Annotated in this window: 15 protein-coding genes and 1 pseudogene; 9 read left to right on the forward strand and 7 right to left on the reverse strand. The window is 66.2% G+C overall.

Going from position 1 to position 16930, the window contains the following annotated elements; genetic code table 11:
* Positions 1-70: 70 nt before the first annotated feature.
* The 4 genes from JQ617_RS03710 to JQ617_RS03725 form a co-directional block, all read right to left on the reverse strand.
* Positions 71-307 carry a hypothetical protein gene (locus tag JQ617_RS03710; protein WP_212024494.1) on the reverse strand — a complete coding sequence of 79 codons (237 nt, stop codon included), beginning with the start codon at positions 305-307 and terminating at the stop codon, positions 71-73.
* A 128-nt stretch (positions 308-435) separates the two neighbouring features.
* The gene (locus JQ617_RS03715) at positions 436-1686 is read right to left on the reverse strand and encodes an arsenic transporter (RefSeq protein WP_212025959.1); all 1251 of its coding nucleotides are present in this window, start codon (positions 1684-1686) and stop codon (positions 436-438) included.
* 63 nt (positions 1687-1749) lie between these two features.
* Complete coding sequence (locus tag JQ617_RS03720) at positions 1750-2190, reverse strand: EamA family transporter (RefSeq protein ID WP_212024496.1); 441 nt, start codon at positions 2188-2190, stop codon at positions 1750-1752.
* Between the two features lie 151 nt (positions 2191-2341).
* Positions 2342-4819 (reverse strand): hybrid sensor histidine kinase/response regulator, encoded by a 2478-nt coding sequence (locus JQ617_RS03725; RefSeq protein WP_212024498.1) that lies wholly within the window; start codon positions 4817-4819, stop codon positions 2342-2344.
* 214 nt (positions 4820-5033) lie between these two features.
* On the opposite strand from JQ617_RS03725, the gene JQ617_RS03730 reads away from it, so the two are divergent.
* The 4 genes from JQ617_RS03730 to JQ617_RS03745 all read left to right on the forward strand — a co-directional run bounded on the left by JQ617_RS03730 (position 5034) and on the right by JQ617_RS03745 (position 9695).
* Positions 5034-6152, forward strand: a complete 1119-nt coding sequence (locus JQ617_RS03730) for a zinc-binding metallopeptidase family protein (RefSeq protein ID WP_212024500.1) — start codon at positions 5034-5036, stop codon at positions 6150-6152.
* A 175-nt stretch (positions 6153-6327) separates the two neighbouring features.
* Positions 6328-8343: an acetyl-CoA carboxylase biotin carboxylase subunit gene (locus tag JQ617_RS03735; RefSeq protein WP_212024501.1), complete on the forward strand. Its 2016-nt coding sequence runs from the start codon at positions 6328-6330 to the stop codon at positions 8341-8343.
* A gap of 189 nt (positions 8344-8532) precedes the next feature.
* Complete coding sequence (locus JQ617_RS03740; RefSeq protein WP_212024503.1) at positions 8533-9399, forward strand: isocitrate lyase/PEP mutase family protein; 867 nt, start codon at positions 8533-8535, stop codon at positions 9397-9399.
* Positions 9396-9695: an acylphosphatase gene (locus JQ617_RS03745; RefSeq protein ID WP_063682877.1), complete on the forward strand. Its 300-nt coding sequence runs from the start codon at positions 9396-9398 to the stop codon at positions 9693-9695. Before JQ617_RS03740 ends, JQ617_RS03745 begins: the two co-directional genes overlap by 4 nt.
* 167 nt (positions 9696-9862) lie before the next feature.
* Here JQ617_RS03745 and JQ617_RS03750 read toward each other — a convergent pair whose 3' ends face one another.
* The gene (locus JQ617_RS03750) at positions 9863-11383 is read right to left on the reverse strand and encodes a PAS domain-containing hybrid sensor histidine kinase/response regulator family protein (protein ID WP_212024505.1); all 1521 of its coding nucleotides are present in this window, start codon (positions 11381-11383) and stop codon (positions 9863-9865) included.
* 154 nt (positions 11384-11537) lie between these two features.
* Here JQ617_RS03750 and JQ617_RS03755 point away from each other — a divergent pair, with 154 nt between their 5' ends.
* From JQ617_RS03755 to JQ617_RS03770, 4 genes are read left to right on the forward strand one after another with little or no spacing between them, the layout of a single operon-like run.
* Positions 11538-12095: a GbsR/MarR family transcriptional regulator gene (locus JQ617_RS03755; RefSeq protein WP_063682879.1), complete on the forward strand. Its 558-nt coding sequence runs from the start codon at positions 11538-11540 to the stop codon at positions 12093-12095.
* A gap of 16 nt (positions 12096-12111) precedes the next feature.
* Positions 12112-12777 carry a DUF4166 domain-containing protein gene (locus tag JQ617_RS03760; protein WP_212024507.1) on the forward strand — a complete coding sequence of 222 codons (666 nt, stop codon included), beginning with the start codon at positions 12112-12114 and terminating at the stop codon, positions 12775-12777.
* A complete protein-coding gene (locus tag JQ617_RS03765; protein WP_212024509.1) occupies positions 12774-14210 on the forward strand; it encodes a TIGR01777 family oxidoreductase in 1437 nt (478 codons plus the stop codon). Before JQ617_RS03760 ends, JQ617_RS03765 begins: the two co-directional genes overlap by 4 nt.
* Positions 14211-14219: 9 nt before the next feature.
* On the forward strand, positions 14220-14645 hold the full coding sequence (locus JQ617_RS03770) for a hypothetical protein (protein ID WP_212024511.1): 426 nt from the start codon (positions 14220-14222) through the stop codon (positions 14643-14645).
* 3 nt (positions 14646-14648) lie between these two features.
* Here the strand turns inward: JQ617_RS03770 and JQ617_RS03775 are convergent, their stop codons facing one another.
* On the reverse strand, positions 14649-15500 hold the full coding sequence (locus JQ617_RS03775) for a LysR family transcriptional regulator (protein WP_212024513.1): 852 nt from the start codon (positions 15498-15500) through the stop codon (positions 14649-14651).
* A gap of 111 nt (positions 15501-15611) precedes the next feature.
* Here JQ617_RS03775 and JQ617_RS03780 point away from each other — a divergent pair, with 111 nt between their 5' ends.
* On the forward strand, positions 15612-16034 hold the full coding sequence (locus JQ617_RS03780) for a tautomerase family protein (RefSeq protein WP_212024515.1): 423 nt from the start codon (positions 15612-15614) through the stop codon (positions 16032-16034).
* A gap of 45 nt (positions 16035-16079) precedes the next feature.
* On the opposite strand, the pseudogene JQ617_RS03785 reads toward JQ617_RS03780, so the two are convergent.
* Positions 16080-16792 (reverse strand): annotated as a pseudogene (locus JQ617_RS03785) (DNA helicase).
* Positions 16793-16930 lie beyond the last annotated feature (138 nt).

Genomic DNA, 16930 nt, shown 5'->3' on the forward strand with positions numbered 1-16930 from the left:
ATCATGCTCGAACAATAGACTCTGAACGTTGCCCGGTCGCGGCCTTGCGGCCGCGATCGGGCTTCTCCCGCTACGGGCTCAGGAAGACCGGGTCGATTCCGGCTCCGTGGCCGAGCAGGCCGATGGCCTGAAGCTGGGCGGTGTGAAGATCGATCTGAACGATGGCGAACAGGGTGAACAGCGCCGCTGCGGTGACGATCAGCAGGGGGTGAGACGTCTCGGCCCGTCTCTCGTTCGGCGCAATGAAGCCCTGAATCGCGCGACGCAGGGAAAAGCCCCGCGGCAATGCCTTGGATTGGATCTGCATGATGAACCTTCCTTGCCGCGCCAAATCCGTCTGACCTGCGCGACAATGAGAGTCTAGCCGCGGCTTCGCCGGCGGCATTGATGCACCGCAAATAGCTGCAACTGATTTCCGAGACGGCTCTGCCGCCGCTACCTGATGGCCGCCGCCAGCGCCGCGATCAGGGCCGGTGGCGTCACCAGCATGCCGAGCTTGAGGAACGGCCAGGCGCCGACCTCGATCTTCTCGCGGCGAAGCGCGACCAGCCACAGGATGGTGGCGAGCGAGCCGGTCACCGACAGGTTGGGGCCGAGATCGACGCCGATCAGGATGGCGCTGACGACGGGCGCGGGCAGGTGATCGCTGGCGGCGACCGAGCCGGCGACGAGCCCGACGGGAAGGTTGTTGGCGATATTGGTGGCGAGGGCAGTGGCGATGCCGACGCTCCAGGCGGCCTGGGGCACCGATTGCGCGACGGCCTGGTGCAGCAGCGCGCTGAGCTGTCCGATCACGCCGGTCTTGATCAGGGCCTCCACCATCACGAAGAGCCCGCCGACCAGCGGCAGCACGCTCCAGGATACGCCCTTCAGCACGGGCAGCGGCGACTGGCTGCTGATCAGCAGCACCAGCGCGGCCGTCACCACGCCGCAGATGAAGGTCGGCAGGCCCAGTTGCTTGTCCAGTGCAGAGGCCGTGACCAGCACAATGCCGATCGCGACGATGCCTATGGCGGTCAGCTTGCCGCCGCGGCCGAGCTTCGGATGCGGCACGCTGCGCGCAATCGTCTCTTCCCTGAGCGCCCGGTGCTGGGTCAGGCGCAGGACGATGTAGGTCAGCAGGATCGAGGCCGCCGAGGGCAGGGCGAACAGGCGCAGCCATTCGGTCAGTTGCGGCATGCGCGCGCCGAACACGACGAGGTTGGCGGGGTTAGAGATCGGCAGCACGAAGCTCGCGGCATTGGCGATGAAGGCGCAGACGAACAAATAAGGGAGCGGCTTGGCGCCGGCCGCGCGCGTCGCGGCGTAGACGGCGGGTGTCAGCACGATCGCGGTGGCGTCGTTCGAGAGCAGCACCGTTACCAGCGTGCCGACGAGATAGATCAGCAGGAACAGCCGCTGCGGCGAGCCGCCTGCATATTCCACCGCGAGCGCGGCGAGATAGTCGAACAGGCCTTCGAGCCGGGCGAGCTCGGCAATCAGCATCATGCCGATCAGGAAGAGATAGACGTCGAGGCCCTTCTCGATGCCGACAAGCGCGTCCTGCCAGGACAGCAAGCCGAGCAGAACGAGGGCGCCGGCGCCGATGACCGCCCAGATCGCCTCGGGCAGGCGAAACGGCCGGATGATGACGCCTGCGGTCGCAAGCGCAATGATGCTCCAGGCCCAGATGGCGTCAGACGGCACGGTCGGCAAGTTGATCTCCAGAAACCGCCCCTGACTACCGTTCCCCGGATCAATCCGCCAGCCTCAAAACTTGACCGCAAGCAGCACCGCGCCGGCACCGATCATGGCGATGCCGAGCCAGCCTTGGCCCGTCGGACGCTCGCCGAGAAAGGCGAAGGCGAAGAGGGCGACGAGAACGACGCTGAGCTTGTCGATCGGCGCCACCAGCGTGGCGGGCCCGAGCTTCAGCGCGCGGAAATAGCAGAGCCAGGACGCACCGGTCGCAAGTCCCGACAGCACGAGAAACAGCCAGGTTTTCGACGAGACCGCCGAGGGCACGACGAATTGCCCGGTGAAGAACAGCAGCACCGAGAAGGCGAGCAGCACAACGATGGTGCGGATGAAGGTGGCGAGGTCCGGATTGATGTTCTCGACGCCGACCTTGGCGAAAATCGCGGTCAACGCGGCAAAGCAGGCCGAGAGCAGCGCCCAGGTCTGCCAGGCGGAGAGGAGGGCGGGTTTCATATCATCGGGATCCGTTGTTTCGGGACGGCGACCAGCGCCGTTATTGCGAGCACAGCGAAGCAATCTAGGAGTCTTTCCGCGGGAGACAGTCTGGATTGCTTCGCTACGCTCGCAATGACGAATTTGTGGCAGCTTCGTGCAACTATAGCACTCACCTCGCCACCGACAGCTTCTCCGTGATCGCCTTGCGCAGGATGCGTGAGAGCGACTCGACTGAATAGGGCTTCTGGATCAGCTCGAAACCGCGATGGGCGTTTTCGGCGAGCACGTTGCTGTAGCCCGAGGTGAGCACGACGGGAAGGCCCGGATAGCGCTCGCGGATGATGCCGGCGAGCTCGACGCCGTTCATGCCGGGCATGATGACGTCGGAGAAGACGAGATCGACGGCGAATTCGTTCTCGCCGAGGATGGCGAGCGCGGCATTGGCATTGGCGACGCGGCGGGTGACATAGCCGAGGTCTTCCAGAAGCTCGGTCGAGAACTGGCCGACATCGTCGTTGTCCTCGACCACGAGCACGCGATAGCCGCGCCCGGTGGTCGCGGCCTCGCTGGTCAGCGCTGCCGCTTCCTTGTCGGCGGTCGGACTCTGCGCCTGCGGCAGGTAGATGGTGAAGGTCGCGCCTTCGCCCTGCGCGCTCGTCACCGCGATGTCGCCCTCGGACTGCTTGGCGAAGCCGAAGGCCTGGCTGAGGCCGAGGCCGGTGCCCTTGCCGACCTCCTTGGTGGTGAAGAAGGGTTCGAAGATGGATTCGAGGTGTTCCGCCGCGATGCCGCTGCCGGTATCCCTCACCGAGATCGCGACATAGTCGCCGCCGCGGGCCGATTGCGCGCGCAGGCCCGGTATGCCCTGGACCTTGCAGACCGCGATGGTGAGGCGGCCTTCGCCGTTCATGGCGTCGCGGGCGTTGATGGCGAGGTTGATCAACGCGGTCTCGAACTGGGCGACGTCGGCGACCGTGAAGCAATCGGCGTCCTGGATTTCGACGGTGATCTCGATGCGACCGCCGACCAGCGGCCGGACCAGCTGCGCCACGCCCTCGACCTGGCTGCCGACGTTGAAGATCTGCGGCTTCAGCGGCTGCCGGCGCGCGAAGGCGAGCAGCTGCGCCGTCAGCTTCGAGGCGCGCTCGACGGTGTCGGAGATGGCATCGACATAGCGGCGGCGGCGCTCTTCCGGCAGCTCGCGCCGGCGCAGGAAGTCGGTCGCCGAGCGGATGATGGTGAGGAGGTTGTTGAAGTCGTGCGCGACGCCGCCGGTGAGCTGGCCGATCGCCTCCATCTTTTGCGACTGCCGCAACGCTTCCTCGCCGCGTCTGCGCTCGGTGATGTCGACGGCCTCGGGCACGGCGCCCGTGATGTTGCCGTGACGGTCGAGCACGGGGCGCATGCCGAATTCGAAATCGCGTTCGCCGATCGGCAGGCGCAGCCGCATCTCCAGCCGCACCGCTTCGCCCTTCAGCACCGTGTCGAAAGCGTCGCGCACGGCGGCGCTCATGCGTTCGGTGCCGGTGAACCAGGGCGTCTCCCAGAACGGCTTGCCGATCACGTCGGCAGAGCTCGCCTTGATGCCGTCGAGCGCGGTCTTGTTGGCGTAGAGCAGCTCGCCCTTGAGATTGACGAGGCCCTGATACTGGTTGCTGGTCTCCAGGATCGCGAGCAGCCGGGCCTCGTTGGCTTCGAGCTCGGCGGTGCGCTCGGCGATACGCTCCTCTAGCGTCTCGTTGAGCTGCCGGAGCTCGATCTCGGCCTGCTTGGCCACGGTGATGTCGTGGGCGACGCCGATGAAGCCGATGTGCTTGCCGGTCGGGTCCCAGCGCGGCTGCGACTCCGAGCGCAGCCAGCGCCATTCGCCGTCGGCATTCTTGTAGCGCGCTTCCAGCACGAACGGTTTCAGCGAGGCCTCGCCCTGCACCGATTGCTGCAGCACATGCGGCAGGTCGTCCGGATGCAGCACCTTGCGCCAGTCGAAATCGATGGCCTGGTCGTAGGGCAGGCCGACGAAGTCGACATAGGCCTGGTTGGCGAAGGAGCGCTTGCGGTCGAGCTTGGTGACCCAGATCGGCACCGGCGCGCTGTCGGCGATCAGCCGGAAGCGCTCCTCGCTCTCGCGCAGCGTCTCGCGCGCCAGCGCTTGGTCGGTGATGTCGATGTGGGCGCCGACCAGGCGGGTGGCGCGGCCATCGCCGTCGCGCTCGAGCTTGGCGACGACGCGGATCCAGCGGGTCTCGCCGTCGCTGGGGCGAATGATGCGGTATTCGGCGGTGTAGTCCTCGCTGGTCCCGGCGAGCGCATCGAAGAAATGGTTGACCGCGGCATCGCGGTCGTCGGGATGGATGCGGTTGACCCAGTCTTCGTGCGATTCATCGGTGGCCTCGGGAGGCAGGCCATGGATCATCAGATATTCCGGCGAGCGGCGGTTCTTGAAGCCTTCGCGGAAGTCGACCTCGAGGCCGCCGACCTTGCCGATGCGCTGGATCCGCGCGAGCTCGGCTTCGCGCTCCTGGAGCGCGCGATAGGCGTTGTCGCGCTCGCGCGCGACGTCTTCGAGGTGCTGGCGCAGCCGTTCGGCGGCGATGGTCTCGGGCAAGGGATCGTTCAAGGCGTCGGCCGTTGTGATGCGTGAGCGCACGTGCCGGCCCGATATTCACACAGACAAAGCGCGATAGCCATTGCTCAAAAGGGAATAACAGGGAAATGCGCCGCCGGACTGCGTTTGGCGGGTATGAGCGAACGCCCGGTCTGGCTATTTGTTCCAAACATTGGAACGATGAGCCGCCGGCGCGCGTATCTGCGAGGCGCCGCAACTCTCATGCGTAAGACTCCCTTTCCGAAGAGGCTAAATCTTGAAGCTCTTTGTCTGCCAGGCCTGCGGCAACGTCCTCTATTTCGAGAACCGCGCCTGCGAACGCTGCGGTCACCGCGTCGCCTTCCTGCCGGAGAAGGAGACGATGTCCGCGATCGAGCCCGTGGGGGAGGGTGAGGCTGCGTCCTGGACGACGCTGGCCGACAAGGGCAAGGGGCGCATGTTGTGCCGCAACGCCGACTACGATGCCTGCAACTGGCTGACGGATGCCGGCGACACCACGGGCTATTGCCGTGCCTGTCGCCACAACGGCATCGTGCCCGACCTCTCCGATCCCGCGCAGCTCGCCGGCTGGCGCGAGCTGGAGGTGGCGAAGCACCGGCTGTTCTATTCCCTGATCCGCTGGAAGCTGCCGCTCAAGACCCGGCAGGACGATCCCGAGCACGGCCTGCTCTTCAACTTCCTCGCCGACGATCCCAACAGCGGACAAAGGGTCATGACGGGCCATGACAACGGCCTGATCACCATCGCTCTGACCGAGACCGACGACATCGAGCGGGAGCGGCGTCGGCTCGAGATGGGCGAGCCCTACCGCACGCTGCTCGGGCATTTCCGCCACGAGGTCGGGCATTATTTCTGGGACGTGCTGGTCCGCGAGGGCGGCAAGCTGGAGGCCTGCCGCGCGGTGTTCGGCGACGACACGGCGGATTACGGCCAGGCCCTGCAGCGCCATTACGCGGAAGGCGCGCCGCCGGACTGGCAGCAGAACTACGTCTCGGCCTATGCGACGATGCATCCCTGGGAAGACTTCGCCGAAACCTGGGCGCACTATCTCCACATCGTCGACACCCTGGAGATGGCGTCCGAGTTCGGCATGGAGGTGCGGCCCAAGGTGGACCGCGACGGGGAGTTGACGGCGCGCATCCGTTTCAACCCCTACGAGGCAAGGGACGTCCAGGCGCTCGTCGATGCATGGCTGCCCTTCACCTTCGCCATGAACAGCGTCAACCGGGCCATGGGCCTGCGCGACCTCTATCCGTTCATCCTGTCGCAGGCGGTGGTCGGCAAGCTGGGCTTCGTCCACGGCCTTGTGCGGGACGTGGCCAAGGCGAGGACCAAGGACAGCACCAAGGACAGCACCAAGGCCGGGAAGGCCTGAGGCCGCCGGGGGCTTGCCGAGCCGTTGCGGTCTTGCGCTGGTACGCCAGAGCGGGCCGGATTTAGACCGTTGCCTCCGGCCCATTTTGATGTACCACGGGAGCCACACGGCCCGTCCCGATAGGCCCCAACGGGTAAGGGAAGGGTCCCGCCCAAGGTCGAGACTCAAGAAAAGCATGTTCAAACGCATTCTGATCGCCAATCGCGGCGAAATCGCCTGCCGGGTCATCAAGACCGCTCGCCGCATGGGAATTCAGACGGTTGCGGTCTATTCCGAGGCCGACCGCGACGCCCTCCATGTCGAGATGGCCGACGAGGCCGTGCTGATCGGCCCGCCCGCCGCGGCCGAGAGCTATCTGGTGATCGAGAAGATCGTTGAGGCCTGCCGCAAAACGGGGGCCGAGGCCGTGCATCCCGGCTACGGCTTCCTGTCGGAGCGCGAGGCGTTCCCGCGCGCGCTGGAAGCCGCCGGCATCGTCTTCATCGGCCCGAACCCGGGCGCGATTGCCGCGATGGGCGACAAGATCGAATCCAAGAAGGCGGCCGCCAAGGCCAAGGTCTCAACCGTGCCGGGCTATCTCGGCGTCATCGAGGACGACAAGCACGCGGTCCGCATCGCCGACGAGATCGGCTATCCCGTGATGATCAAGGCCTCCGCCGGCGGCGGCGGCAAGGGCATGCGCATCGCCCATTCGAAGGCCGAGGTCGCCGAAGGTTTCAACCTCGCCAAGGCCGAGGCCAAGGCCTCGTTCGGCGACGACCGCGTCTTCGTCGAGAAGTTCATCGTCGATCCCCGCCACATCGAGATCCAGGTGCTGGGCGACAAGCACGGCAACGTGATCTATCTCGGCGAACGCGAATGCTCGATCCAGCGCCGCAACCAGAAGGTCATCGAGGAAGCGCCGTCGCCGCTGCTGGATGAAGCCACCCGCCGCAAGATGGGCGAGCAGGCCGTCGCGCTGGCCAAGGCCGTGAACTACGATTCCGCCGGCACCGTCGAGTTCGTCGCAGGCCAGGACAAGAGCTTCTACTTCCTGGAGATGAACACGCGTCTCCAGGTCGAGCATCCCGTCACCGAGCTCGTCACCGGCGTCGATCTCGTCGAGCAGATGCTGCGCGTTGCCGCCGGCGAGAAGCTCGCGATCAGCCAGAAGGACGTCACGCTCACCGGATGGGCCGTGGAATCGCGGCTCTATGCGGAGGACCCGTTCCGCAACTTCCTGCCCTCGATCGGGCGCCTGGTGAAGTATCGTCCGCCGGCCGAGGTGAGCAAGGACGGCATCACCGTGCGCAACGACACCGGCGTGCAGGAAGGCGGCGAGATCTCGATCCATTACGATCCGATGATCGCGAAGCTCGTCACGCACGCGCCGTCGCGCGCCGCGGCGATCGAGGCGCAGGCCACCGCACTGGACTCGTTCTATGTCGACGGCATCCGCCACAACATCCCGTTCCTGTCGGCGCTGATGCATCATCCGCGCTGGCGCGAAGGCAATCTGTCGACCGGCTTCATCGCCGAAGAATTCCCCAAGGGCTTTTCGGTGCGCGTGCCCGAGGGCGAGGTCGCGCGGCGGATCGCCGCGGTCGGCGCCGCCATCGATCACGTGCTCGGCGAGCGCAAGCGCCAGATCTCCGGCCAGATGGGCGGCCGCGTCGTGCAGCGCGAGCGCCGCCGCGCGGTGTGGCTCGACCGGCAGGAGATCCAGCTCGAGGTCGCGCGCGAGGGCGAGGCGATCGCGATCCGTTTCATCGATGCCGAGGGCAAGGCGGGCAAAGCCCATCTGCTGCAGTCGCCGTGGAAGCCGGGCGATCCGGTCTGGCAGGGCACCATCGACGGCCATTTCGTCGCGGTGCAGGCGCGGCCGGTTCCGAACGGCATTCGCCTTGCGCATCAGGGCGTCGAGGTGCCGGTCTATGTCTGGACCGAAGCCGAGGCTGCCTCGGCCCGCCTGATGCCGGTGACGACGGCGTCCGACACCGGCAAGAAGCTGCTCTGCCCGATGCCCGGCCTGATCGTCTCGATCGCGGTGACCGAAGGGCAGGAGGTCAAGGCCGGCGAGACGCTCGCGGTGGTCGAGGCCATGAAGATGCAGAACGTGCTGCGCGCCGAGCAGGACGGCACCGTGAAGAAGGTCCACGCCAGCGCCGGCGCGACGCTCGCGGTGGATGCGCTGATCCTGGAGTTTGCGTAAGCGTGGGTTGGCCCGGTGGGGCCACAAACGCCGTCATTGCGAGGAGCGTAGCGACAAAATTGCGAAGCAATTTTGCGCTGGCGACGAAGCAATCCAGAATGCCTCCGCGGATGCATTTCTGGATTGCTTCGCTTCGCTCGCAATGACGGAGTATGGTGCGGCCTCCGTGACCTAACCGAGATATCACCCATGGCCTTTCGTTCCCGCCGCGAGAAACTGCGCTCCATCCTGTCGGGCGGGACCTGCGTCCATCCCGGCTCCGTCTACGACGCGATCTCGATCCGCATCGCCGAGGATCTCGGTTTTCCGCTCGGCATGTTCGGCGGCTCGGTCGCTTCGCTCGCCGTGCTGGGCGACCCCGACATCACCCTGATCACGCTCACCGAGCTCTGCGAGCAGATGCGGCGGATGTCGCGCGCCTCAGCGCTGCCCGTGCTGGTCGATGCCGATCACGGCTACGGCAATGCGCTCAACGTACGCCGCACGGTGCAGGAGCTGGAGACCGCGGGCGCGGCCGGCCTCACCATCGAGGACACGCTGCTGCCTGCCGCCTATGGTGAAGCCAAGGCGCAGCTGATCTCGCTGGAGGAGGGCGTCGGCAAGATGAAGGCGGCGCTGAGCGGGCGCAACGATCCCTCGCTCGTCATCATGGGCCGCACCGGCGCTGCCTCGATCAGCTCGATCGAGGATGCGATCCGCCGTGCCAGGGCCTACGAGGCCGCGGGCGTCGATGCGCTGTTCTTCACCGGCATCAAGTCCCGCGCCGAGCTCGAGGCGATCGCAGCGGCGACGCGCCTGCCGATCGTGCTCGGCGGCGCACCGGACGAATTGAACGCGATCGACTACCTCCAGAGCCAGCGCGTGCGCATCGCGCTGCAGGGCCATGCGCCGATCGCGGCGGCGACGCAGGCCGTCTACGAGACGCAGAAGGCGCTCCGCGAAGGCACGCCGCCGAAGGCGCTCAAGGGCCTGGCCTCCGCCGAGCTGATGGGCCGGGTCATGCGCGAGGCCGAGACCAAGGCGCGCAGCGCCGATGGTCTCGGGCTGAAGACATGAGCCGGGCGATCCTCCAGGTCATGGTCCGCGGCCGCGTGCAGGGCGTCGGCTATCGGGCCTGGGTCGAATATCAGGCGACCGCGAGCGGCCTCGAAGGGTGGGTCCGCAATCGCCGCGACGGCAGCGTCGAGGCACTGCTTGCTGGCCCGCCGCAGCACGTCGCCGAGATGGTGGCCCTGTGCCGCCACGGTCCGCCGTCCTCGCGCGTCGACAGCGTCACCAGCGAGACGGCGAGCGCAGATGAGCTGAATCTGCGGAGGGCAGGGGAAGCGTTCTCGGTGCTGCCGACGGTTTAGGTGCGCCTGGACGGAAGGTCGTCATGCCCGGGCTTGTCCCGCCTGCGCGGCCGAAGCCGCTTCGGCGAGGCGAAGGCCCGGGCGATCCACGTTCTTCGTATTGCGCGGCAAGGCGTGGATGGCCGGGTCAAGCCCGGCCATGACGGTGAGGGGTGAGCCCGAGATCGTCACCTCGGCAGCTTGGCGATTGCCTCGCTCAGCTCGTGGATCTCGTACGGCTTGCGCAGAATCGGGAAGTCGCCGCGGACGTGGGCGGCGACGTCGCTGTAGCCGGTGGCGAGCAGGATCGGCAGGCCGGGACGGATCTGGCGCAGATGATGGGCGAGGCTGAGCCCGTCCATCTTGCCGGGCATCACGATGTCCGAGAACACGAAATCGACGCCGTTGGTCTCGATCTCGCGCAAGGCGGCTTCCGCGTCCGCCACGCGGCGCACCTGGTAGCCGAGCTGCTCCAGCAGCCCGATGCTGACGAGCGCGACATCGGGATTGTCCTCGACCAGCAGCACCGTGCCGCTGCCGTGGAACGCCGGTCCTCCGGTCGGCTCGCGCGCGGGCGTGCCCTCGGCGCGCGGCAGCAGGATGGTGAACGTCGTACCCTTGCCGAGCTCGCTTGCGACCTTCACCGTGCCGCCGGCCTGATGGGCGAAACCGTGTACCTGGGACAGGCCGAGCCCGGTGCCCTTGCCGATCGGCTTGGTGGTGAAGAACGGCTCGAAAATCTTGTCGACGACGTCGGCGGGAATGCCGAGCCCGGTGTCGGCGATGTCGATCGCCACGAACTCGCCGGCGAGGTGAGCCTCGTCCAGCGCGACGTTGCGGGCGCGGATCGTCACCGTGCCGCCGTCCGGCATCGCGTCGCGCGCGTTGATGACGAGGTTGAGCAGCGCGGTCTCGAGCTCCGAGACGTCGGTCTTGAGCGGCCAGACCTTGCGGTCGATGTCGAAGGCGAGGCGCACGGAACTGCCGACGCCGGCGTCGAGCACCTCCCGGATCGCCGTGATGCGCTCGGCAAAATCGATCAGCTGCGGGTTGACGCTCTGCCGCCGCGCGAAGGTGAGCAACTGGTTGGTCAGCGCGGCGCCGCGCTTGGTCGCGGTCTCGATCGCCGAGATCGCGCGCTGGAGCCTGATATCGTCGTCGACGCTCTTCTTCACGATGTGAAGGCTGCCGCTGATGATCATCAGGAGGTTGTTGAAGTCGTGGGCGACGCCGCCGGTGAGCTGGCCGAGCGCATCGAACTTCTGGGATTCGGCGAGCTGTTTCTGCATCGCCTCGAGCTTGACCTGCGTGTTGCGCCGCTCGGTGATGTCGCGCGTGATCTTCGCAAAGCCGATCAGCTCGCCGTCCTCGTAGATCGGGTCGATCACGACGCTCGCCCAGAAGAAGGTGCCGTCCTTGCGGACGCGCCAGCCTTCCTCCTCGTAACGCCCCTTGTCCCGGGCGATGCCGAGGGCGCGGGCGGGCTTGCCGTTGGCGCGATCGGTCTCGGTGTAGAAGCGGGAGAAGTGCTGGCCGAGGATCTCTTCGGGCGTATAGCCCTTGATGCGCTCCCCGCCGATGTTCCAGCTCGTGATGATCCCCTTGGGATCGAGCATGTACAGGGCGTAGTCGGCGACTCCTTCCACCAACAGCCGGAAACTGCGTTCGCTTTCGAACAAGTCTCTCTGCTGACTGGACTTTTTAACCATTCCGGACCCCGCCTCGACCCGGGCAAACGCTCGGGCGGGCGTTTGGTTCCGGCCGTCTGGGAACTTTTTAGGCAAATGCCGCGGACGGTATGCAGGAGCGCGCATCCGAGCAAACGCCCTTGACAGTCAATCGCATCTATCAGATATTTCTGTCATGACAGAAATAACCGGAAAGAAGAAACTCCCTGCCGCCGTCGAGCGCTTCATCCTGCATTGGGGCGACATGGGGGATCAGTGGGGCGTCAACCGCTCGGTCAGCCAGATCCACGGGCTGCTGTACCTTGCCGAGGCGCCGATGACGGCAGAGGACATCGCCGACACGCTCGGCATGGCGCGCTCCAACGTCTCCAATTCGCTGAAGGAGCTGCTCGCCTGGAATTTGATCCGGCGCGTGCCGATCCTCGGCGACCGCCGCGACCATTACGAGGCCGAGACCGACATCTGGGAGGTCGCAGCCCGCATCGCGGCGCGGCGCAAGGAGCGGGAGCTCGATCCGGCGATCGCGGCGCTGCGCGCCTGCGTCTCCGATGCCACCGACGATCCCACCATCAATCCGGTCGCGAGCAAGCGGCTGAAGGAGATGCTCGCCTTCACCGAGCTCGCCGATCACTGGTTCATGCAGATGCTGAAGGTGCCGCGGCCGCGGCTGGTCGCCCTGATGCGGCTTGGCGAGAAGATCGCCAACCTGCTGCCGCTGGGCAAGGTCAAATAGTGTTGAGGAGGTTGCGATGACGTCGGCGAGATTATCAGGCTCCAACGTTCCAACCTCCGCTCACATCAAACTGCTCGACGACCGCCGCTTCCGCGCGCTGCTGTCGGCCGAGGATTGGGGCCGCTTGCCGCTGGCAACCTGGCGGCGCTTCTCGAAGCGCGTCGCCGACGGCGACAGCGTGGTCTATGTCGGCGTGGTCGACGAGGTCTCTTTCAGCGACATCGGCTGGTGGTTCGCGCAGGCCGCACGCCTGATCGGCGGCCCGTTGCCGACGGGGCGCGACATCGGCGTGCCGATGATCGTGACGGTCACCGAGGACGCTGCGACCAGCGGCCAGACCTGGACGCGCATCTGCGCGCGCAAGCGCGGCTTTCCGCAGGTGATCCATTCCGCCAAGCGTTTCGCCGGCCCGACCGGGCTCGAGGAATATGTCGGCTTCGGCGTCTCGATGGCGCTGCGCATCGCGGTCGAGGGACAGGCGCTGACCTTCCGCAGTGCCGGTTACGGCCTGCAATTCGGACGTCTGTGGATCCCGCTGCCGCAATGGCTCACGCCGGGCGATCTCACGGTGACGCACAGCGATCTCGGCGAGGGCGCCTTCCGCTTCACCCTCGATGTCATTCATCCGCGTTACGGCGCGCTGATCCACCAGTCCGCCGTCTTCAGGGAGGCCGTATCATGACGCCGCTGCTGTGGACCCTCATCGCCATCCAGATCGTGATGGGTGTGTTCGACACTTTCTATCACCACGAATTCACCGAGCGCCTGGCCTGGCGCCCATCGCAGCGCTTTGAGCTGAAGCTGCACGGCATTCGCAACATGCTTTATGCGCTGCTGTTCCTGCTGCTGGGCTGGCTCGAGGTCTATGGTGTGCTGGCGCTGCTGGTCATCGCGGTGCTGGTCGCCGAGATCGTCATCACGCTGATGGATTTCGTCGAGGAGGATCTGAGCCGCAAGCTGCCGCCGAGCGAGCGCATCAATCACACGCTGCTTGCGATCAATTATGGCGCGATCCTGGTGCTGCTGCTGCCGGTGCTGATCGCCTGGGCGATGCAGCCGTTCGGCGTGAGCGTCGTCTATCAGGGCCTGCTCAGCATCGCCGCGACCGCCTGCGCGGTTGGCGCAGCGCTCTGCGGCATCAGGGACTTTGCCGCGATGCGCCGGCTCGGCCGCATGCGCAGCGTTCCCGCAGCCGGGCTCGTCGAGAAGCTTCCCGGCCGCAAGACCGTGCTCATCACCGGCGCCACCGGCTTCATCGGCAGCCGGCTCGCCGCGAGCCTCAGCGGGGCAGGGCATCACGTCATCGCGCTGATCCGCAATCCCGCCAAGGCCGACATGCTGCCGCCGCCGGTGACGCTGATCACCAGCCTCGAGCAGCTTGCCGCGGACGCGCCAATCGACATCATCGTCAATCTCGCGGGCGAGCCGATCGGCAATGGCCTGTGGACCGACGCGAAGCGCGCAAAGATCATCGGTTCGCGCATCGACATGACCGGCGAGGTCGTGAAGCTGATCGAACGGCTCGAACGTAAGCCGGAGGTTCTGGTCAGCGGCTCCGCGATCGGCTGGTACGGATTGTGGGCCGACCAGGTGTTGACGGAGTCGGCGAAGTCGCACGCCTGCTTCAGCCACGAGCTCTGCGCGGCCTGGGAAAAGGCGGCGCGGCCGGCGGAAGAGCTCGGCGTTCGCGTGGTGTACTTGCGCATCGGCCTCGTGCTCGGCACGGAGGGCGGCTTCATCACGCGCATGCTGACGCCGTTCGAGTTCGGCCTCGGTGGTCCCATCGGCACCGGGCGGCAGTGGATGTCCTGGATCGAGCGCGACGATCTGATCCGGCTGATCGCCTATGTGATCGCAACGCCGGATCTCGCAGGACCCGTCAACGCCACCGCGCCGATCCCGGTGACCAACGCAAAGTTCACCGAAGAACTCGGCCGCCGTCTGCACCGGCCCGCGGTGTTCCGCATTCCCGGCGGCCTGTTGCGCCGGATCGGCGGCGGCCTTGCCGACGAGCTCCTGCTCGGCGGTCAGCGCGTGCTGCCGAACAAGGCGCTGAGCCGCGGTTTTGTGTTCCGGCACGAAACGCTGCGTAGTGCGTTCGAGGCGATCTTGTGAGATGCTGTCATGTCCTGCGAGGCTTGCGCACGAACAAGGCGAGGTTGGTTTGGCGGATGCCTGACGGCCACGGCCGTTATTCAGTTGTTCGTTCTGTTCCTTGTCTCATTGGTCGGCGCCAGGCGCTTTGCCGTACTGTCCGTGTGGGATTTCGTCTTCGCGATCTTGTTCGGCGCGCCGGTGATTTTGTTCTTTGTTTGCGTGCTTAGCGGCATTCCGTCAGTTGCGATAATTTGGCTGAGCGAGCGGTTCTGCATCCGGTCATCGCTATTCTTCAGCTCTGCTGGCGGGCTGGTCGGAGCCGTGAGCCAAACTGTGTTCTCTGGAGGGTTCGACGGCCTGAGCTGGCTCTTTGTCGTGGCCGGATTCTCTGCTGGAGTGGCCTATTGGAAAATCGCGGGACGATACGCAGGCGAGGAAACGTCGCCGGTCTGAGCGCTAAGCCGTCACGCTCCGGAACGTCGCCGCCACCGCACGCAGGGCAGCCAGCTTGGCGGGATCGCTGACTTTCGAATGCAGCATCACCTTCGAGCTGCCGAGCTTCGGCAGCTTGTGCGCCGGCCCGATGTCGATCAGCCCGGGTGGCGCGATCCGTCGCGCCAGCGGCGCGATGGCGAGCCCTGCAAGCGCTGCGGCAACCACCGCCGTGACGCCGCCGCCGACGAAACGCTCGCGCCAGGCGATGCCGGCCTTGTCGAGTGCGCGCACGGCAACGGCGCGGACGCCGCAGGGCGGGGCGAGGGTTGCGAGCGGCAGTGGCTCGCCCTTCGGCAAGGCGAAGCGTCGTGCGGCGAACCAGGCGAACTCGTCCTCCGTCAGCTTCTCGCCGCCGCGACGGCTGCCTTCCTGGCGGACGATCACGGCATCGAGCTCGCCGGCGTCATGGGCATCCTGCATCTCGCGCGAGAAGCCGATGGTCACGGCGAGGGTGAGGTTCGACGACACCGCGTGCAGGCGTTCGAGCAGCGGCACCAGTTCGGGGCCCGCCGCGTGATCGGAGATCCCGAGCGAGAGCGATTGCGCGGCCGGCGCTTCGCCCGAGAGCGCGCGGTCATGCGCCGCCATCAGCGCGCGGGCGCGATCGAGGAAGCCTGCGCCATCCGCGGTGAGCCGGACCGCGCGCGGCGAGCGCTCGACGAGACGCTTGCCGAGCAAGGTTTCCAGCCGTTGCAGCTTGAGGCTGACCGCCGCCTGCGTCGTGCCAAGCGCTTCGGCCGCACGCGTAAAACTCTGGAGGTCGGCGACCAGCAGGAAGGCCTGGACCGTGGCGATGTCGAGTGTTGCTTTCATTATGAATCGTTATCACTGGTATCAGAGGAGATAAGATACCAAAATGACGAGGGAAGGTCTAGCTTCTCACCAACGCCGCGCAAACAGCGCGACTTCCTGAGGAGAACGACAATGCCCCTGATCACCGTATCCTATACTTCGTCCCGCCAGTCGCCCTCGCTGAAGGCCGACATCGCAAGCGCCGTGTCCGACCTCACCGCAAAGATACTGCACAAGGACCCCAAGGTCACCGCCATCATCGTGAAGCCGGTCGATGCGAACGACTGGTTTGCCGGCGGCAAGTCGCTCGCCGAGCAGAAGCTCGCCAGCTACTGGATCGACATCCACGTCAGCGAGGGTACCAACACCAAGGACGAGAAGGCGGCCTATCTCGCCGCGATGTTCAAGCGCATGGCCGAGATCCTGGGCCCGCTGCATCCCGAGACCTATCTGCATGTCGACGAGGTCAAGGGCGACGCCTACGGCTTCGGCGGCCTGACCCAGGAGCGGCGCTACATCGCCGGCAAGCTCGAGGTCGCGCTGCAGGCGGCTTGATCCCGCAGGCCGCGGGTGAACCATCTCGCCCGCGGCCTGAGGTCTTCAGCTTGCGGCCCGGAACTGAACTTCCGCATTGTTGATGAAGCACGTCTTGTCGAACAGCGACAGGTCCAGCGGGTTCGGCAAGCGGACGTCGTCAAGATCAGGGCAGGGCTTGGCTGCGGGATCGTAGGACCGGTCGATCTGCGAGATGAAGGCGACGATCAGACCCCTGTCGCGCGCGAACGACTTCAGCGTGCGCACCTGCACGGTGAGGTCGGGGTTCTCGCGCCTCTGGTCGAGCAGTTGCAGATAGTCGATCACGACGAACGTGCCGCGCTTCGCCGAAGCCATTTGTTTCACGACGTAGTCGGCACTGATGGCGTCGGAGCAATCGACCTCGAACAGCTTGTCGAACTGCGCCGGCTCCACGCCGATTGCGCGCAGCCGGTCCAGCACGTCCCGCTCGGTGTATTCGAGCGAGAAGAACGCAGCGCGATGGCCCGCCTTCATGGCCTCGACGGCCAGTTCGAGGCTCATCAGCGTCTTGCCCTGACCGGGCCGAGCGCCGACCAGCACGAGGTCGCCGGGCCGGAATTGCGGAAACATGCGATTGGCCGGCGTTATGGCCGCGGCCTTCGCCGCGAGCATGCTCCAGGCGGAAACCCCTCCGTTGCGGCGACGCGGTCGAGCGCGTCGTGCAGCGGAATGCCGGCCTCGCGGGACAGGCGCTTTGCTTTTCGCTTGAGATGATAGATCGGCGCAGACAGCTTCATCGTCAAAACCTCCCATTGCGAGCAGAAACGCAATCCCTCCTTATGCCGGGCGCTCGAACAGTCGGTCCGATGATCAACTCGCCCGGCATGAGGTCTGCTTTCCCGGCGGAGGGGGGAGGCGTGGGCGGCGCCGGACTC

The organism is Bradyrhizobium sp. KB893862 SZCCT0404 (assembly GCF_018130885.1).
Lineage (GTDB): Bacteria > Pseudomonadota > Alphaproteobacteria > Rhizobiales > Xanthobacteraceae > Bradyrhizobium > Bradyrhizobium stylosanthis.